Consider the following 17,648-nt stretch of genomic DNA (forward strand, 5'->3'; position numbering starts at 1 on the left):
CGCACCCGGTCGGGCCTCGTTTGCGCCGGCGGTCCGGCCGGGCGCGGTGAGCTACTTCACCCCAGTTTGTAACCGCGATGCAGCGCGACGATGCCGCCGGTCAGATTCCGCCACTGCACCGACGACCAGCCGGCGTCGGAGATCCGCATCGCCAGCTGTCGCTGATTGGGCCAGGCCCGGATCGATTCGGCCAGGTAGACATAGGCGTCCGGATTACTGCTGACGGCCTCGGCGACCTTCGGCAGCACCTTCATCAGGTATTCCATGTAGATCGTGCGGAACGGCCCGAAGACCGGGGTGGAGAATTCCGCCACGACCAGGCGTCCGCCCGGTTTGGTGACGCGCAGCATTTCGCGCAGGGCCGCGTCCGGTTCGGAGACATTGCGCAGGCCGTAGGAGATGGCGACCGCGTCGAAGGAATCGTCGGCGAACGGCAGGGCGGTGGCGTCGCCGTTCACCATCGGAACCCGGCGGAACCGCCCCGCCTCCAACATGCCTTTGGAGAAGTCCAGGGCCAGGCACCAGGCTCCCGATTTCGCGAATTCCGCGGTGGAGACGCCGGTTCCGGCCGCCAGATCCAGCACCCGCTCCCCGGGCCGCAGGGCCAGCGCGCGGCGGGTGGCCCAGCGCCAATAGCGGTCCTGTCCGCCGGTGAGCACCGTGTTGGTCAGGTCGTACCGCTTCGCGACCCCGTCGAACATGGATGCGACCTCATGCGGTTGCTTGTCCAACGAGGCCCGAAACGACTCTGTCTTCGCCACGGGAGTGACCCTAGCGCTCGGCGCCCGGGGCGGGGACGCGGGCCGGTGCGCGATCACGGGGAGGATTGGGCGCCTGCGCTATTCGCTCCTCCGGCTCGACAGTGCGTAGGCCAGCTGTTTGACCATCTCGGTCGCGAGCACCGCCTGGCCGGAGGTCGAGAAGTGGATGCGATCCGCACTGAGCAGGTTGTCGCGAGCGTTGACCGGGTGATCCCACATGTCGACCACGACCGCCCCGTAGCCGGCGGCGACTCGGCGCGTGATGTCGTTCATGCTGCGGATTCGCTCGGGCCAGTCGGGCACAGCCGGTACGACATAGGCGCTCCCGAGGGTGAACGTCGTCAGCAGGGCGCCCGTGCTCGCCGCGACGTCGTACATGCGCCGCATCGCCGTTTCGATCTCGTCGAAATCGGGATCGCGCCGCGTGATGTCGTTCGGGCCGCACGGCAGATGCAGCAGGTCCGGACGGAACGCCGCGATGCGGTCGAGTTGGTGGGCCGACGTCTGCCCCGTGGTGGCCCCGATCTTCGCGGTAGCGAGATATCGCATGTCCGGGCGCACGCGCCGCAGTATCCGCACGAGTCGCTCGGACCAGCCCGCGTTCCCGTAGCCGGGGGTGGGGTCGCCGACTCCGGCCGACAAGCTGTCGCCGGCCACGCCGAAGCGGCGCCACGGCGCGTCGAACAGCAATGCGGCCGCGGTGGTCTCGGACAGGCAGAGCGGATCGGCCTCCTCGGCCGTCGCCTTTGTCGTGGGTGTCGACATGGTCACTCGATTCGCTTCGATCGACGGGTACGGGGTGTGATGCCGAAGGCCGTCGCCGCGCCTGCGAGGGCCACGATCGCGATGAACGACCAGCCGTGCCGGAAAGCGGCCACCATCCGGTCGGTGGTGCCGAACGATCCGAGCAGCGCGATCAGTACCGCGACGCCCACGACGTAGCCGAGCTGGCGGGCGGTGTTGACCACGGCGCTGCCGGTCGCCGAGCGGTCCGGCGGCAGATCTACGGCGGCCGAGGCGATCATCGTGGGCAGCGCGAGGCCGATGCCGATACCGGAGATCACCCAGCCCGGCAGTACCGCGGTGGTGTACCGCACGGGTGTGTCGGCGGTGCACAGCACGAGCAGGACACCGGCCGCGAACAGCGTATTGCCCAGGGCCACAACGATACCCGCCGGATATCGGCGGATCAGTCGCTGGCTGACGGCGGCGAAGATCGGCACCATGATCGGGCCGGGGACGATGGCGAGCCCGGTTCGGATCGTGCTGAAGTGGGCCGCGTTCTCGAGCCACAGCGTGATGCTCAGGAACCAGGCCCCGAAGGCCGTGCAGAACGCCAGCACGGTGGCGTTGGCCCAGGCGAACGTGGGCACCCGGAACAGATCCGGCGGCACCACCGGATCCGGATGCCGCCGCATCCGCGCGACGAATCCGGCGACGCCGAGCGCCGCCACGGCCGCGGCCGCCCAGGTCGCGCCGCCGGGCCACGCATCGCTTTCGACCAGGGCCAGCGACAGCGCGCCGATCGCCACGATCAGCACCGTCACCCCCAGTAGGTCGGGCATCCGGGCGGCGGTTCGCTGCGGCGGATTCGGCACCAGCCACGCGGCCGCGAGCCCGGTCACCACGCCGACCGGCAGGTTGATCAAGAAGACCCAGCGCCAGGAGATTTCCACCAGCGCTCCGCCGACCACCGGGCCGCAGGCCGCGGCGAACGAACTCGTCGTGGCCCAGATCTTCACCGCGCCCGGCACCCGGGCCGCCGGCAGCACGGTGAGCAGCAATCCCAGACCGGCCGGCGTCAGGGCCGCGGCGCCGATCGCTTGCACGACCCGGAACGCCACCAGCGCCCACAGCGCCGGAGCCGCGGCACAGGCCACGCTCGCCGCCGTGAACAGGGCGAGGCCCGCGAGGAATCCGGTCTTGCGGCCGAAGCGATCCGAGAATCGGCCCGCCGGAATCAACAGGGCCGCGTAGACGATCGCGTAGCCGTTGAGCACCCAGCTCACATCGGCCGGCGACGATCCCCGGTAGGACTCGCCGATCTTCGTGAAGGCCACGTTCACCACGAAGACGTCGAGCATCGCCACGAATGCGGCCGAGCACAGGATCCATACGATCGCCGTCGAACGGTCGCGGACCGGCCGCACCGGCGTGGGTTCGTCCGCGGTCACGGACTGTTCGGCTGTTGCGCCATCCATCAGGCATCCCTTCTCGTCACCACCGGCGGTGCCGTCGCTCGCCGATGTGTTCGAAAGAATACGGTCGACCGTATGTTTACCGCAATAGTCGATGCCCTGTGCACGAGTGACATACGATCGACCGTATGGTCGTACCCGAGCAGCAAGCGGCAGCGGAAAGTGCTGATCAGCGGCTCCGTCGCGGCGCGCGTTCGCGCCACGCGGTGACTCGCCGCTCGATCGAGATCGCGTCGGTGGACGGACTCGACGGGTTGAGTTTCGGGCGGCTGGCCGATGATCTCGGCGTCAGCAAGGCCGGGATTCAGACCCTGTTCCGGACCAAGGAGAAGCTGCAACTCGCGACCGTGGAGGCGGCGCGGGAACTGTTCGTGGACACCGTCGTCCGACCGGCCCGGGACGCCCCGGCGGGGGTCGCGCGGCTTCGCGCCCTCGTCGACGAGTGGATCGACTACGTCCAGCGCCCGATGTTTCCCGGCGGGTGCTTTCTGGGCGCGAATCTGCCGATCTTCGACAGCCGGCCAGGACCCGTCCGCGATGCGCTACGAGAGCAACAGCGTGCCTGGGTCGCCCTGCTGACAGCGCAATTCCGGCGAGCGGTCGCCGCCGGCGAGATCGCCGACCTGGATCCCGAGGTGGCGGGCTTCGAGGTCGCCGCGGTGCTGAACGCCGTCAACGTGGCGCTGCGCCTCGGTGACGACGCCGCCGTGGGCATGGCCCGGCAGGTCGTCGACCGTCTGCTCGGTGAGGCTGCCTGAACCGCGGCCGGATCGCCTGCGACAGCGCGGTTCTCAGGCGCTGCGGTGCAGTTCTTCCCGGCCGCCGATCACCTCGTGATAGTGCCCCATCAGCTCGGTGCAGATCGCGGGCCAGGTGCGGTGCAGCACCGATTTGCGTGCGGCGCCGGCGAATCGAGCTCGAAGAGCCGGATCACGCAGCGCCGCAACCGCACTCGGCAGCAGTTCGGCGAACCGGTCGACGGGCAGCAGATATCCGTTGCGGCAGTGGGCGATCAGATCGCGCGGGCCGCCGGCATCGGGGCCGATCACCGGAGTACCGCAGGCCAGCGCCTCCTGCACGCCCTGGCAGAAGGTTTCGTGCTCGCCCGGGTGGACCATCAGATCCAGGCTCGCGTAGGCCCGCGCCAGCTCGGCGCCGCCGAGTTCACCGGTGAAGACGGCCGTCGGCAGCAGGCGCTGCAGCTGCGCCCGTTCCGGTCCGTCGCCGACCACGACCAGCCGGATATCGGGATCGTCGGCCAGCGCGGCGAGACGTTCGACGTGTTTCTCCGGCGCCAGCCGGCCGACGAAGCCGACCACCAGCCGGTCGCCGTCCGCCCACCGCGCGTGCAGGTCGGCGTCGCGCGCACCGGGCGTGAACCGCACCGCGTCCACGCCCCGCGCCCAGCGGTGCACCCGGGTGATGCCGTGGCGCTCGAGATCCGCCATCGCCGCCGACGAGGGTGCCAGGGTGCGCGCCGCGCGATTGTGGATGCGCCGCGTCCAGGCCCACGCCGCCCGCTGCGCGGCCGCCAGCCCGTAACTGGCCGCGAATCCGGCCACATCGGTCTGATAGACCGCCACGGCGGGCAGATCCAGCCGCAATGCCGCCGCCGCCCCGCCGGCGCCGAGCAGGAAGGGCGAGGCCAGATGCACCACATCGGCATCGAAATCCTCGATCGCCGAGGTCAGCAATGGTTGCGGCAGGCCGACCGGCAGCGAGCTGATCCGCGGCACCATGACCGCCGGCACCCGGATCACCGGAAAGCGGCCGTAGGAGCGCGGCGCCGCGGCCCGGCCGCGAGGAGTGTCCGGGGCGATGACGAGCGCGTCGTGTCCGCCGCGGTCCAGATGAGCCAGGACCTGCAGCACGGAGTTCACGACACCGTTCATATTCGGCAGAAACGATTCGGAGACGATCGCTACACGCACACCTGCAGTGTGCGGGGCGCGGCACGCCAGGACACCACACCCATGTGACGGATGTGCGAAGTTCGGGCGAACAGCTACCCGGAGGCGCGCACCGACCGGCGCTCGAAGCGGCGCACCACCCACAGCACCGGCAGCGCCACCACCCACACCACCACGATCACCGAGAGCGCCGGAATGACCGCGACCCGGGCGTCGCGCCCGGCGACCCGGACCAATTCCGGATCGCTGCGGCTGTATTCGACATTGATCCGCTCGCCGGCGGTGAGTTTGGTGGGATACAGCACGCCCACCTTCGGATTGTGCGTGACACCGTCCGGCGTCACATAGGTGACCGCGGACCGCAACCGGCCCGCCGACAACACCTCCGCGCTGGTCACGCCCTTGTCGGAGCTGATCAGCAGATCATCGCGCCAGGCCGCCAGCACCAGCAGCACGGCCAGCACGCTCACCGCGGCGGCGATCACCGCGATGGTGATCCGGGTCCGGCGAAGGCGAGGTGAACCGGCCTCGGCTCGGTGCTCGCGCGCAGCAGACTCGGTGGTTTCCGACACCGCACCAGGCTATTGCATGGTTCCGATAGCCTGTGCGCTCATGTCCCGAAACTTCCGCTTCACCGTGTCATACACCGTCCCGGTCGAGGAATTGCACCGGGCGCTCACGAGCGACGAATTCTGGCACGCCCGCTTCGAGGGCGCCGAGACCGCGACCATCGAACTGGCTCACCCGAACGGGCCCGGCACCATCCATCTGCGCATGACCGAGACGGCGCGCCAGGACAAGATCCCGGCCATCGTCCGCAAGGTGCTCAAGGCCGAACTCGTGCTCGAACGTACCGACGACTGGGGCCCGCTGGAGGGGAACTCCGCCGCGGGCACGTTCTCCGCGACCTCGTCGGGCATCTCCTCCGAGATGACCGGCAAGTACCTGCTGCGGGCCGCGGGCACGGGCTCCGAACTCGAGGTCAGCGGCAGTGTGAAGGTGAAGGTCCCGCTGGTCGGCGGGGCCATCGAGCCGCTCGCCGAACAGTTGCAGCACCGGGTGGTCAACAGCGAGCGCAAGTTCGTCGAGAAGTACTTCGCCACCGAATCCGGGGCATAGCAGACAGTGCTGGGTGCGAGCAGCGCGGGCTCGCACCCGTCCCGCGCCCGGCTACTGCGCCCCCGGACCGAACGCGCCACCGTCGAATTCGCGCTGTTCGACCAGGACGAGCCAATTGCCGGAGTTGTCGCGCATCACCGCCTCCACGCCGTACGGGCGTTCCGCGGGCGGCTGCACGAATTCGACACCCTTCGCGGTGAGCTCCTCGTAGGCCTTCTGGCAGTCCTCCGTGCGCAATCCCAGCGCGCCCATGGTGCCGTTGCCGAGGGAGCGGCGGATCGCCTCGGCCATCGTCTCGTCGAGCGGCGGACCCGGAACCATCAGCGTCACCTCGAGTTCGGGATGATCCGGTTGAGCGACGGTGACCCAGCGGAAACCGTTGTCGCCCATCGAGATATCGGCGGTTTCCACGAAGCCCAGCTTATCGATGTACCACTGCTTGGCGGCGGACTGATCGGTCACATACACCGTGACCAGCGATACGTTGGTGATCGTCGTCATGAGCTCAGGCTATGAGCTCTCGGTGCCCGCCGGCTTCTCCGAAATTGCGCCACCGGGACCGGGCGCCGGCTCCGGCGGTTTCCGGTCGGAGAGGCCGTGCATGAACACGTAACACCCTGGAATGCGCGGAACTCCGTCCGCCGCGAACTTCGCCTGATAGGCCGACGGCGTCATCCCCACCAGTTCGGTGAACTTGCGGCTGAACGAGCCCAGGCTCGTGTACCCGACCAGCATGCACGCCTCGGTCACGGTGATGTTGGTGGCGCGCAACAGGTCCTGTGCGCGTTCGATGCGCCGCTCGGCCAGATACAGCGCGGGGGTGCGGCCGTAGGTGGCGGCGAAACAGCGCAGGAAGTGATATTTCGAGACCCCGGCGGTCGCGGCCAGTTCGTCCACGTCGAGCGGACGGGCGTATTCGCGATCGACCAGATCCCGCGCCCGGCGCAGGTGCGGAAGCAGATCCTCCGGCACCGAGGGTGTGCGATCGCGGCGCGGACGTGACCCGCTGCGGTTGTCCACGCTGCCTCCTGTCCGGCCCTCGGCGCCGCGCATCGCTCAGCTGAACGGCGCCGGATCGTCGAAACGCAGCGATGCCCGGCCCGCCGCCCGCCAGGCCCGGGCGGTGAGGTCGGCATCCTCCTCGTCGACGAGATTGCCCATCACCCGCACGGCCGTGCGCTGCAGCAGCGCCGAACGCATCACCGGCGGTCCGCCGGTCGGGACCATCCGCGGATGGGTGGCCAGCGCCGCGATCCGGCGGGCCACCGAGAAGGTGCGTCCGTAGCGGGCGCGCAGCAGATCCGGCCACACCGTGGTCAGATCCGGTTCGCCCAGCAGTCCGGACAGCAGGTGACCGCCCTCGAGCCCGTAGTCGATGCCCTCGCCGTTGAGCGGATTCACACATCCGGCGGCATCACCCACCAGCACCCAGTTGCGGCCCGCGATATTCGACACCGCCCCGCCCATCGGCAGCAAAGCCGAGGCGACGGCCCGCGCCTCGCCCTCGAACTGCCATTCCGGCCGGCGCTGCGAAACATAATGCTGCAGAAGGGGTTTCAATGCGATATGCGAGGGCCGGCGTTCGGTGGCCAGGGAGCCCACACCGATGTTGACCTCGCCGTTGCCCAGGGGGAACACCCAGCCGTAGCCGGGGACCAGACCGCCCTCGGCATCGCGCAGTTCCAGATGCGAGGTGATCCATTCGTCGTCGCTGCGGGCGGAGCGGATGTAGGCGCGGGCGGCCACGCCGTAGGCGAAGCGGCGATGCCAGACGCGGCCCAGCAACTTCCCGACCGGCGAACGTACCCCGTCGGCGACGATGAGAATGTCGCAGCGGATGTCCTGCGAGCCCGCTTCGGTCTGCACGGTGACACCGGTGACCCGATCGTCCGCGCGCGCCACCGCGACCACCCGCACCCCGTCGACCATGCGCGCACCCCACTTGACCGCGGTCTCACGTAGCTTGTCGTCGAGTTCGGTTCGCGGAACAGCACTTCCGTAGGTGGGGAAGGACCCGCCCGGCCAGGGCAGCAGCGCCTCCCGGCCGAATCCGGCCATCCGCAGGCCCCGGTTCACGGTATGCGCGCGCAGCCATTCCCCGAGCCCGAGCGCCTCCAGCTCCGCGGTGGCGCGCGGGGTCAATCCGTCCCCGCAGGTCTTGTCCCGGGGAAACACCGCGGCATCGGTGAGCAACACCTCGCGCCCCGCCCGAGCCGCCCAGGCCGCCGCCGCCGACCCGGCCGGTCCCGCGCCCACCACCAGCACCTCGACGTGCTCGGGCAAGACCGTGCCGCCCTCACGCTCCGGTGCCGTCGAACCGCCGTTCTGAGCTGAACCCATAAGCCCAATAGTGGCAGAGGTGCAGCTCTCGGTTCGCTCGGGCGGCTTTTCGGCCGAGCCGATCGTCAGGGGCCATGAGCCCATCACCCGGCGAGCGCTGAAGAGATTCGGTCGAACCAGATAGCCGGTGCCCACTTCTGGGTATGCACTTGCGAGATAGTGCTCGGCCCAGGGTTTCGGCCCGCCTCGATTTTGGACTGACGGAGCGGGGGAGCGAAGCGGAGGAGGGAAAAATCGAGGCCCAGGGGGCCGAAACCCCGCCGAAGCGAAGCGGAGGCCAAATAACAGCGGAGGCCAAATAACAGCGGAGGCCAAATAACAGCGGAGGCCAATCACACAGAGGTGTTCATGGGCGCTGGAGGGGCAACACGCTAGGTTCTTCGGTGTGGGGACGGACGCGGCATTGGGAGAAGACATGAGTGCATCGGCTGTGAGCGATGAAAGCACCGTGGTTGCCGGGGTCGATCTCGGCGATCCCGAGCTCGCGGCGACCGTGCGCAACGGGCTCGACGAGGTGGAGAAGCTGCTGGTCAGCGAGCTCTCCGACGGGGAGGACTTCCTGCTGGAAGCCGCGCTGCACCTGGCGCGCGCCGGCGGTAAGCGGTTCCGGCCGCTGTTCACCATCCTCACCGGTCAGCTCGGTCCGCGCCCGACCGACCCCGATCTGATCACCGCCGGCACCGTGGTCGAACTGGTGCACCTGGCCACGCTCTACCACGACGACGTGATGGACGAGGCGTCGATGCGCCGCGGCGCCCCCAGCGTGAACTCCCGGTGGGGCAACAGCATCGCCATCCTCTCCGGCGACTATCTGTTCGCCCACGCCTCCCGGCTGGTGTCCACCCTGGGCCCGGACGCGGTGCGCGTCATCGCCGAGACCTTCGCCGAACTGGTCACCGGTCAGATGCGGGAAACCTTGGGCGCCAAGAAATCTCAGGATCCGGTCGAACACTATCTGCGGGTGGTGTGGGAGAAGACCGGTTCGCTGATCGCCGCATCGGGGCGCTTCGGCGGTACCTTCTCCGGCGCGAGCCTCGACGACGTGGAACGGCTGGCTCGCCTGGGCGACGCGGTGGGCACCGCCTTCCAGATCTCCGACGACATCATCGACATCTCCTCGGTGTCCGAGCAGTCCGGTAAGACGCCCGGCACCGACCTGCGCGAGGGTGTGCACACCCTGCCGGTGCTGTACGCGCTGCGCGACGAGGGCGCCGAGGGGGACCGGCTGCGCACGCTGCTGGCCCGGCCGCTGGAATCCGACGACGAGGTCGCCGAGGCGCTGGAGCTGCTGTCCCGCTCGCGCGGCATGGTGCTGGCCAAGCAGAAGTTGCAGGGCTACGCCGATATCGCGCACGCCGAACTCTCCGCCCTGCCGCAGGGCCCGGCCAACGACGCGCTGGAGCGCCTGGTTCGATACACCATCGAGCGAGTCGGCTGAGCCTGTCCGCCGTCGCACGGCGGACAGGCTCGGAGTCCGGTATTCGCGCTGCTGTGATCGATATCGCAGCGCTGTGATCGATGACGCAAACGCTGACCGCCCGTGCCTGAGCGGAACCCGAGTTCCCCGCCGATCGTTGATCCGACATGCATGGTTACGCGAACGGTTTGAAGACCTTCGGGCTGATGGTCGGCCTGTCGGCACTGATCGTGTTCGCAGGCGCGATGTTCCGCAGCCCCACGATTCTGATCATCGCCATCCTGCTGGCCGTGGGCATGAACGCCTACGCCTACTTCAGCAGCGACAAGCTGGCCCTGCGGGCCATGCACGCGCAGCCGGTATCCGAACTCGAAGCGCCCGTGATGTACAAGATCGTGCGCGAGCTGGCCACCACCGCGCGCCAGCCCATGCCGCGGCTGTACATCAGCCCGACGAACGCGCCCAACGCGTTCGCCACCGGTCGCAACCCGCGGCATGCGGCGGTGTGCTGTACCAGCGGCATCCTGCAGATCCTGGACGAACGGGAACTGCGCGCGGTGCTCGGTCACGAACTGTCGCACGTCTACAACCGCGACATCCTGATCTCCTCGGTGGCCGGCGCCCTCGCCGCGGTCATCTCCGGCCTCGCCAACCTGGCCTTCTTCGCGAGCATGTTCGGCGGCGGCAGCCGCGACGGTGAAGGCCCGAACATCCTCGGCGTGTTGTTGGTCTCACTGCTGGGCCCGATCGCCGCCACCCTGATCAAACTCGCCGTCTCCCGCTCCCGCGAATACCAGGCCGATCAGGACGGCGCCGAACTCACCGGCGACCCGCTGGCCCTGGCCTCGGCGCTGCGCAAACTCGAACGCGGCACCCAGGCCGCGCCGCTGCCGCCCGAGCCGCAGCTGACCGCGCAGTCGCACCTGATGATCGCCAACCCCTTCCGGGCCGGCGACAAGATGGCGCGCTGGTTCTCCACCCACCCGCCGATGGGCGAGCGCATCCAGCGCCTCGAGCACATGGCGGGCGGGCCCCGCAGCTACTAGCGGTAGTTGACGAACTGCAGGGCCACGTCGAGGTCCGTGCCCTTCAGCAGCGCGATGACGGCCTGCAGGTCGTCGCGCTTCTTCCCGCTGACCCGCAGTTCGTCGCCCTGGATCTGCGCCTTCACGCCCTTGGGGCCCTCGTCGCGGATCTTTTTGGCGATCTTCTTCGCGTTCTCCGGGGAGATGCCCTGCACCAGGGTGCCGGTGATCTTGTAGGTCTTGCCCGAGGCGGCCGGCTCACCCGCGTCGAAGGCCTTCAATGAGATGTCGCGGCGAATCAGCTTTTCCTTGAACACCTCCAGCGCCGCCTTCACCCGTTCCTCGGATTCGGCCGACAGCACGATCTTCTCCTCACCCGACCAGTCGATGCTCGCACCCGTGCCACGGAAGTCGTAGCGGGTGTTGAGCTCCTTGGCCGCCTGGTTGAGGGCGTTGTCGACCTCCTGCCGGTCGACCTTGCTGACGACATCGAATGACGAATCGGCCACGCTGCGCTCCTGTCTGACGGCTCACATTTCACCCGGAACTCCGGTAGGGAACTTTCTACCCCGGCCGCCCCGCATCGGTCACGGCACCCCCGCTGGCCAGCCGGTTTGCATCCGAGCGCCCTGGTCGTTGTATTCTGCTCTGCGCGCTGGCAACAGTGCGAAAGGCGGATTGCCCGAGTGGCCAAAGGGAGCTGACTGTAAATCAGCCGCGCAAGCTTCGGAGGTTCGAATCCTTCATCCGCCACCTTCTCAGGGCCCTCCCTAATCGGGGAGGGCCCTCTTCTTCTTCGAGGGTGATTTGTGGGGGCCCGGCCCCCACACCCCCACGCCGGAGGGGCTTCGCCCCCCCGGACCCCCCTTCCAGCCGGTGGCGTTTCCGGTGTCGGTCGCGTTCCGCCCCGCGGGCGCAGGGTTGTGGGCTGGTTCGGGTGTCTGTCTCGCCCGATGAGCGCAGACCTTGGCGGAGCAGTTTGAAAATCCGCTCTGACCAGCTGGTTTGGTAACTTTGCCGTGCAGTGTGTAACCTCGTTCAAGGCTTCAGCGCCCCGGGTTCGAGGATTCGAGTTCGGAGCGAATGGGGCCATGCCCCCTTAGCTCAGTCGGCAGAGCGTTTCCATGGTAAGGAAAAGGTCAACGGTTCGATTCCGTTAGGGGGCTCGCCGGATTGCCGGTGGTGACCGACGGCATGTCCGAGGCCGGGCGCCATGGCAAACCGACTTTATGGCGGTGTAGCTCAGTCGGTAGAGCAAACGACTCATAATCGTTGTGTCGCCGGTTCAAGTCCGGCCATCGCTACAAAACTGATACCCCGTCAGGTTGACCCGAAAGAAGGCATATCGTGGCCGCGAAGTCCACCGATGTCCGGCCAAAGATCACCTTGGCCTGCGAGCAGTGCAAGCATCGCAACTACATCACCAAGAAGAACCGGCGCAACGACCCGGATCGTCTGGAGCTGAAGAAGTTCTGCCCGAACTGCGGCACCCACCGGGCGCACCGCGAATCTCGCTAGATCTCATCGCGTGCACGCTGCCGCGCGCGAAGTCGGCGCCCGGATCCAGGGAGGTCTGTCGATGACCTTCCCGGATATTCGTGGACCGCGCCGACCCATGCAGCACCTCATGCCGGAGCAGGTTTCCCGACCCGCTCCGGCATTTGCTGTACTTGCGGTAGTTTCACGCTCCGCAGACTCCCGGTAGCGGAGTCAGATAGGGACTCAACTCTCCGTGACAATCAACACCGGAACCGATGCCGTGGCCGCGCAGAACGCCGACAGCGCACCGTTCGACCCGTCGGCCCACGCCGCCGCCATGGTCGGACACCACTACCGCGTCGACGACTACTACGAGGTCGGCCGCGAGAAGGTGCGCGAATACGCACGCGCGGTGCAGGACTATCACCCCGTGCACTGGGACGAGAGCGTCGCCCGCGAGTACGGCCACGACGGACTGGTCGCACCGGTGACGTTCATCTCCCTGGTCGGCATCCTGGCCCAGCGCAAGCTGTTCGAACAGGTCGTCACGGGTTACGACCTGAGCCAGATCATGCAGACCGACCAGATCCTGGAATTCCACCGTCCGATCCGGGTCGGCGACCAGCTCACCTGTGACGTCTACCTGCACTCGTTCCGGCAGGCCTTCGGCGGCGACATCATCGTCACCAAGAACATCGTCACGGCGCAGAACGACGAACTGGTGCTCACCACGTACACCACCCTGGTCGGCCGCAGCGGCGGTGACGTCGATCCCAATATCGCCGACGCGGTCCGCAACATCCTCATGCACGGCATGGCGGAGGCGCCCGACCGCCCGACCGCCGAGCCGCCCATCACGGCGCCCCCGGTGCCGGTGACCACCGTTCCCGAGGTCACGGTCAGCAGCCACACGCGCTCGTTCGACAGCGTGGCCGTCGGCGACGAACTGCCGGCCCGCATCGTCCGGCTCACCCGCGGCGATCTGGTGAACTACGCGGGCGTCTCCGGGGACGCGAACCCGATCCACTGGAGCGACGAGGTCGTCGCGCTCGCCGGCCTGGACAACGTCGTCGCGCACGGCATGCTGACCATGGGCCTGGGCGGCGGATTCGTCACCTCATGGCTCGGTGACCCGGGCGCGGTGAAGGAATACAACGTGCGCTTCACCAGCCCGGTCTACGTGGCCGGCGACCACCCGGCCGAGGTCGAATACACCGGCAAGGTGAAGTCGGTGGACCCGGAGAACCGCACCGCCGTGATCGCGATCGTCGCCAAATCCGGCGGCCGGAAAATCTTCGGACGTGCGACCGCGACGGTGCAGCTGGCATGATAGTCGGCGGGCCGGCAAGCCGCTTCGCGGTGGCCGACGGCCCGATTGGCTATCCGCCGGGGCGGTAACGTACACTCGGTTTTCTGGGGTCGCCAGCCACTGCGCGCTGCTCTGAGGGGCTGGTTCCGGGCGGGTGACCGCCGGGGCCGGCACACCGGCGGAGCGGCGCGCGTGTTGTGTGGCCCCGGGTTGGCACAACTGAATAAGCACCGTGCTGGATGACATTGCGATTCCAGCCGAAGGGGCGTAGCTCAATTGGCAGAGCAGCGGTCTCCAAAACCGCAGGTTGCAGGTTCAAGTCCTGTCGCCCCTGCACTGGATGCCAGCGACGAGAGAGGGTTCACGTGAGCGACGAGCGGGACATTCGCCACGGCGCGCATGCCGCCGATGACGAAGACACCGCTGCGGTCAGCCGGCCGAGTGGTAAGCGGTCGACTCGCCGGGCTCGCGTCGGATCCTCCTCGGACACCGGCTCCGTCGCCACGATCGACCGTGGCGGCAGCTCGGATTCGGCATCGCGCAAGGCGTCCAAGTCGGCGGGTAAGAAGACCGCCGAACGCGGTCGGGGCAATCCCTTCAAGCGCCTGGTGAAGTTCCTGCGGGAAGTCATCGCGGAACTGCGCAAGGTGATCTGGCCCAACCGCAAGCAGATGGTCACCTATACGAGCGTTGTCCTGGTGTTCGTGATCTTCATGGTCGCGTTCATCAGCGGGTTGGACCTGGCGTTCATCAAGGGTGTCAACTGGCTGTTCGGCTAGCTGACCGGTGCGTCAGGAGCGGAGCCTGCGGAGTGACCCGTGGGCGCTGCCGGCCGTCCGCCGAGCGAGGACGGAAACCATAAGCCGGATTCACCTCCGGCGTAGTGGATGTACGTGACGACACAGGAAGCGAGTGCCCAGTGAGCACCCCGGAGAACGGCACAACCGACGAGTTCCCGGTCGACGACGAGGCGGCGGAGACGGCCGTCGACGAGGCGACCGTCTCGGACGGTACCGAGGCGTCCTCCGGCGAAGTCGAGGGCGGCACCACCGACACCGACGAGTCCGAGACCGACGCACCCGCGGAGCCCGCGGCACCGGAAGAGCCCGCCGACCCCGTCGCCGAGATGAAGGCCGCGCTGCGTCGCGCCCCCGGTGACTGGTACGTCATCCACTCCTACGCCGGTTACGAGAACAAGGTGAAGACCAACCTCGAGACCCGCGTGCAGAACCTGGGCCTCGAGGACTACATCTTCCAGGTCGAGGTGCCGACGGAGCAGGTCACCGAGATCAAGAACGGCCAGCGCAAGAACGTGCAGCGCAAGGTGCTGCCCGGTTACATCCTGGTCCGGATGGATCTCAACGACGAGTCGTGGGGCGCGGTCCGCAACACCCCCGGCGTCACCGGATTCGTCGGCGCCACCTCCCGTCCGTCGCCGCTGACGATCAACGACGTGGTGAAGTTCCTGGTCCCGGCCGAGCAGCAGCAGAAGAAGCCGGCTGCCGCCGCGGCGGGCGCCGCCGCGTCCACGTCGGAGACCGTCACCGAGGCCGCGGCCAAGCCGGCCATCGAGGTCGACTTCGAGGTCGGCGAATCGGTCACCGTGATGGACGGGCCGTTCGCGACGCTGCCGGCCAGCATCTCCGAGGTCAACGCCGAACAGCAGAAGCTGAAGGTGCTGGTGTCGATCTTCGGTCGCGAGACCCCGGTCGAACTCGCGTTCACGCAGGTCGCGAAGATCTGAGATTTCCGGGGTTCGCGCCCCGGGACAGGCTTACGGAAGTCCGTAAGGAACCTAAACCAAGGAAAGAAAGATGCCCCCCAAGAAGAAGAAGGTCGCCGGGCTCATCAAGCTCCAGATCCAGGCTGGTGCGGCCAACCCGGCTCCGCCGGTCGGCCCCGCGCTGGGTCAGCACGGCGTCAACATCATGGAGTTCTGCAAGGCGTACAACGCGGCGACCGAGTCGCAGCGTGGCAACGTCATCCCGGTCGAGATCACGGTCTACGAAGACCGCTCGTTCGACTTCAAGCTGAAGACTCCGCCCGCCGCCAAGCTGCTGCTCAAGGCCGCCGGTGTGCAGAAGGGCTCCGCCGAGCCGCACCGCAACAAGGTCGCCACGGTCACCATGGATCAGGTCCGGGAGATCGCCAAGACCAAGCAGGAAGATCTGAACGCCAACGACATCGATCAGGCGGCCAAGATCATCGCGGGTACCGCTCGCTCGATGGGTATCACCGTCGCCGACTGACGGTCCCGTCTCCGCCGGTGACCGGCGGAATGTGCGTGGGAGGGACGGCCAGTCCCGACAACCACTTCTGACTTACGAACAGGACAGAGAATCATGGCAAAACGAAGCAAGGCTTATCTCGAGGCGGCCGCCAAGGTCGACCGCGACCAGCTCTACTCTCCGCTGTCGGCCACCCGGCTGGCGAAGGAGACCTCGACCACGAAGACCGACGCGACCGTCGAGGTCGCCGTTCGTCTGGGCGTCGACCCGCGCAAGGCCGACCAGATGGTCCGCGGCACCGTCAACCTGCCGCACGGCACCGGTAAGACCGCGCGCGTCATCGTGTTCGCGGCCGGCGAGAAGGCCGCCGAGGCCGAGGCCGCCGGTGCGGACGCTGTCGGCGCCGAGGATCTGATCGAGCGCATCCAGGGCGGCTGGCTGGACTTCGACGCCGCGATCGCCACCCCGGACCAGATGGCCAAGGTCGGTCGCATCGCGCGTGTGCTGGGCCCCCGCGGCCTGATGCCGAACCCGAAGACGGGCACGGTCACCACCGATGTGACCAAGGCCGTCAACGAGATCAAGGGCGGCAAGATCAACTTCCGCGTCGACAAGCAGGCCAACCTGCACTTCGTGATCGGCAAGGCCTCCTTCGACGAGAAGAAGCTGGTCGAGAACTACGGCGCCGCGCTGGAGGAGATCCTGCGTGTGAAGCCGTCGACCGCCAAGGGCCGCTACGTCAAGAAGGTGACGATTTCGACGAACACCGGACCGGGCATCCCGGTGGACCCGAACCGCACCCGCAACCTCACCGAAGAGGACGCGTAAGGCGTAGGTAGCTTTCGAATACCGAAGGGCCGGTAGGGGTTTCCCCGCCGGCCCTTCGGCATTCCGGGAGTCGCGGCGGAGCAGAGGCCGGAAAAGACGGCCGATTTTGGGTTTCAGCTGCTCATCCGCTATTCTGTTCTACGGTCGCCGACCAGTTCGGTGATCACCCCCAATCGTTCTACCGAAGACCGTTGGTTGCTGCCGTCAGGCAGTCGAAGGTCCGGCGATATTGCCGGCGGCCCACGCAGGGAGAGCCGAGGTGAGGGACGACATGTGAGCCGAGTGCTCATGTCGAGTTTCTTGTGCGCCCCGGGACCACTCTGCGTCCGGGGCGTTTGCTTTGTCGCCGGGTCGACGTAGCCTCCCCGGGTCCAGCCTCCGCGAGTCGGTAGTTCATCGCAGAACCGACCATCCAGAGAGGAGGCGAAGTATGGCGAAACCAGAGAAGGTCACCGCGGTCGCGGAGATCACCGAGCAGTTCAAGAGCGCTACGGCCACTGTGATCACGGAATACCGTGGTCTGTCGGTCGGCAGCCTCACCCAGCTGCGTCGTGCGCTGGGCAGCAATGCCACCTACTCCGTCGCCAAGAACACCCTGGTCAAGCGTGCGGCCGCCGAGGCGGGCGTCGAAGGCCTGGATGACTTGTTCGTCGGTCCGACCGCGATCACCTTCATCACCGGTGAGCCGGTCGACGCCGCCAAGGCCCTCAAGACCTTCGCCAAGGACAACAAGGCGCTGGTCATCAAGGGCGGCTACATGGACGGCGCCGCGCTGTCGGTCTCCGAGGTCGAGCGCATCGCCGACCTGGAGTCGCGCGAGGTGCTGCTGTCCAAGCTGGCCGGCGCCATGAAGGGCAACCTGACCAAGGCGGCCGGCCTGTTCGCCGCGCCGGCCGGCCAGGTGGTTCGCCTGTTCGCCGCGCTCGAGGACAAGCAGCGCGCCGCGGGCGGTGCCGAAGCGGCCCCGGCCGCCGACGCCGAATAAGCCGACCCGGACAAGTCGACAAACCTCCATACTCTTTTCCCGCCGATGC

General features: G+C 67.7%; 20 protein-coding genes and 4 tRNA genes. 15 read left to right on the forward strand and 9 right to left on the reverse strand.

Translation table 11 applies throughout. The features are described 5' to 3' along the window. Positions 1-56: 56 nt before the first annotated feature. The 3 genes from AC5592_RS23520 to AC5592_RS23530 form a co-directional block, all read right to left on the reverse strand. Positions 57-761 (reverse strand): demethylmenaquinone methyltransferase, encoded by a 705-nt coding sequence (locus AC5592_RS23520; protein WP_036505900.1) that lies wholly within the window; start codon positions 759-761, stop codon positions 57-59. 78 nt (positions 762-839) lie between these two features. Continuing rightward, positions 840-1,526, reverse strand: coding sequence for an SGNH/GDSL hydrolase family protein (locus tag AC5592_RS23525; protein ID WP_063065449.1), 687 nt, complete (start codon positions 1,524-1,526; stop codon positions 840-842). A 2-nt stretch (positions 1,527-1,528) separates the two neighbouring features. Continuing rightward, entirely contained in the window at positions 1,529-2,962 is a 1,434-nt protein-coding gene (locus tag AC5592_RS23530) for an MFS transporter (RefSeq protein ID WP_084507051.1), read from the reverse strand. Between the two features lie 125 nt (positions 2,963-3,087). Here AC5592_RS23530 and AC5592_RS23535 point away from each other — a divergent pair, with 125 nt between their 5' ends. Beyond that, on the forward strand, positions 3,088-3,717 hold the full coding sequence (locus tag AC5592_RS23535; protein ID WP_063065450.1) for a TetR/AcrR family transcriptional regulator: 630 nt from the start codon (positions 3,088-3,090) through the stop codon (positions 3,715-3,717). Positions 3,718-3,750: 33 nt separating this feature from the next. Here AC5592_RS23535 and AC5592_RS23540 read toward each other — a convergent pair whose 3' ends face one another. Then, the gene (locus tag AC5592_RS23540) at positions 3,751-4,890 is read right to left on the reverse strand and encodes a glycosyltransferase family 4 protein (RefSeq protein WP_036505895.1); all 1,140 of its coding nucleotides are present in this window, start codon (positions 4,888-4,890) and stop codon (positions 3,751-3,753) included. A 74-nt stretch (positions 4,891-4,964) separates the two neighbouring features. Continuing rightward, on the reverse strand, positions 4,965-5,441 hold the full coding sequence (locus AC5592_RS23545) for a DUF3592 domain-containing protein (RefSeq protein ID WP_232329513.1): 477 nt from the start codon (positions 5,439-5,441) through the stop codon (positions 4,965-4,967). A 40-nt stretch (positions 5,442-5,481) separates the two neighbouring features. On the opposite strand from AC5592_RS23545, the gene AC5592_RS23550 reads away from it, so the two are divergent. Then, positions 5,482-5,988, forward strand: coding sequence for a DUF2505 domain-containing protein (locus tag AC5592_RS23550; RefSeq protein ID WP_036505893.1), 507 nt, complete (start codon positions 5,482-5,484; stop codon positions 5,986-5,988). Positions 5,989-6,039: 51 nt separating this feature from the next. Here the strand turns inward: AC5592_RS23550 and AC5592_RS23555 are convergent, their stop codons facing one another. The 3 genes from AC5592_RS23555 to AC5592_RS23565 form a co-directional block, all read right to left on the reverse strand. Continuing rightward, a complete protein-coding gene (locus tag AC5592_RS23555) occupies positions 6,040-6,489 on the reverse strand; it encodes a VOC family protein (protein ID WP_036505891.1) in 450 nt (149 codons plus the stop codon). 9 nt (positions 6,490-6,498) lie between these two features. Next, positions 6,499-6,960 (reverse strand): helix-turn-helix transcriptional regulator, encoded by a 462-nt coding sequence (locus AC5592_RS23560; protein ID WP_036505926.1) that lies wholly within the window; start codon positions 6,958-6,960, stop codon positions 6,499-6,501. 84 nt (positions 6,961-7,044) lie between these two features. After that, entirely contained in the window at positions 7,045-8,328 is a 1,284-nt protein-coding gene (locus AC5592_RS23565) for a geranylgeranyl reductase family protein (RefSeq protein ID WP_063065451.1), read from the reverse strand. A 415-nt stretch (positions 8,329-8,743) separates the two neighbouring features. On the opposite strand from AC5592_RS23565, the gene AC5592_RS23570 reads away from it, so the two are divergent. Both AC5592_RS23570 and htpX read left to right on the forward strand, forming a co-directional pair. Continuing rightward, positions 8,744-9,766, forward strand: coding sequence for a polyprenyl synthetase family protein (locus tag AC5592_RS23570; RefSeq protein WP_063065452.1), 1,023 nt, complete (start codon positions 8,744-8,746; stop codon positions 9,764-9,766). A gap of 146 nt (positions 9,767-9,912) precedes the next feature. Then, positions 9,913-10,791, forward strand: a complete 879-nt coding sequence (gene htpX, locus AC5592_RS23575) for a zinc metalloprotease HtpX (protein WP_036505888.1) — start codon at positions 9,913-9,915, stop codon at positions 10,789-10,791. On the opposite strand, the gene AC5592_RS23580 is transcribed toward htpX, so the two are convergent. Next, the gene (locus AC5592_RS23580; RefSeq protein ID WP_036505887.1) at positions 10,788-11,279 is read right to left on the reverse strand and encodes a YajQ family cyclic di-GMP-binding protein; all 492 of its coding nucleotides are present in this window, start codon (positions 11,277-11,279) and stop codon (positions 10,788-10,790) included. The two genes, htpX and AC5592_RS23580, sit on opposite strands and share 4 nt — an antisense overlap. 163 nt (positions 11,280-11,442) lie before the next feature. On the opposite strand from AC5592_RS23580, the gene AC5592_RS23585 reads away from it, so the two are divergent. From AC5592_RS23585 to rplJ, 11 genes are all read left to right on the forward strand, one after another. Then, a tRNA-Tyr gene (locus tag AC5592_RS23585) sits at positions 11,443-11,523 on the forward strand. Positions 11,524-11,863: 340 nt separating this feature from the next. Then, positions 11,864-11,936, forward strand: a tRNA-Thr gene (locus AC5592_RS23590). 65 nt (positions 11,937-12,001) lie between these two features. Beyond that, a tRNA-Met gene (locus AC5592_RS23595) sits at positions 12,002-12,074 on the forward strand. 43 nt (positions 12,075-12,117) lie between these two features. Continuing rightward, positions 12,118-12,288: a 50S ribosomal protein L33 gene (gene rpmG / locus AC5592_RS23600; protein ID WP_011211653.1), complete on the forward strand. Its 171-nt coding sequence runs from the start codon at positions 12,118-12,120 to the stop codon at positions 12,286-12,288. A 220-nt stretch (positions 12,289-12,508) separates the two neighbouring features. Continuing rightward, a complete protein-coding gene (locus AC5592_RS23605) occupies positions 12,509-13,579 on the forward strand; it encodes a fused (3R)-hydroxyacyl-ACP dehydratase subunits HadA/HadB (RefSeq protein WP_063065458.1) in 1,071 nt (356 codons plus the stop codon). Between the two features lie 240 nt (positions 13,580-13,819). Then, positions 13,820-13,892, forward strand: a tRNA-Trp gene (locus AC5592_RS23610). Positions 13,893-13,923: 31 nt separating this feature from the next. Further along, positions 13,924-14,337: a preprotein translocase subunit SecE gene (gene secE / locus AC5592_RS23615; protein ID WP_036505884.1), complete on the forward strand. Its 414-nt coding sequence runs from the start codon at positions 13,924-13,926 to the stop codon at positions 14,335-14,337. Between the two features lie 140 nt (positions 14,338-14,477). Further along, positions 14,478-15,302, forward strand: coding sequence for a transcription termination/antitermination protein NusG (nusG, locus tag AC5592_RS23620; protein WP_036505882.1), 825 nt, complete (start codon positions 14,478-14,480; stop codon positions 15,300-15,302). A 70-nt stretch (positions 15,303-15,372) separates the two neighbouring features. Beyond that, a complete protein-coding gene (gene rplK, locus AC5592_RS23625) occupies positions 15,373-15,807 on the forward strand; it encodes a 50S ribosomal protein L11 (RefSeq protein ID WP_030516276.1) in 435 nt (144 codons plus the stop codon). 93 nt (positions 15,808-15,900) lie between these two features. Beyond that, the gene (gene rplA, locus AC5592_RS23630) at positions 15,901-16,614 is read left to right on the forward strand and encodes a 50S ribosomal protein L1 (protein WP_036505880.1); all 714 of its coding nucleotides are present in this window, start codon (positions 15,901-15,903) and stop codon (positions 16,612-16,614) included. Between the two features lie 430 nt (positions 16,615-17,044). Continuing rightward, entirely contained in the window at positions 17,045-17,599 is a 555-nt protein-coding gene (gene rplJ / locus AC5592_RS23635; protein WP_036505879.1) for a 50S ribosomal protein L10, read from the forward strand. Positions 17,600-17,648: the final 49 nt, after the last annotated feature.

This window comes from Nocardia violaceofusca NBRC 14427 (assembly GCF_963869435.1).
Taxonomy (GTDB): domain Bacteria; phylum Actinomycetota; class Actinomycetes; order Mycobacteriales; family Mycobacteriaceae; genus Nocardia; species Nocardia aobensis.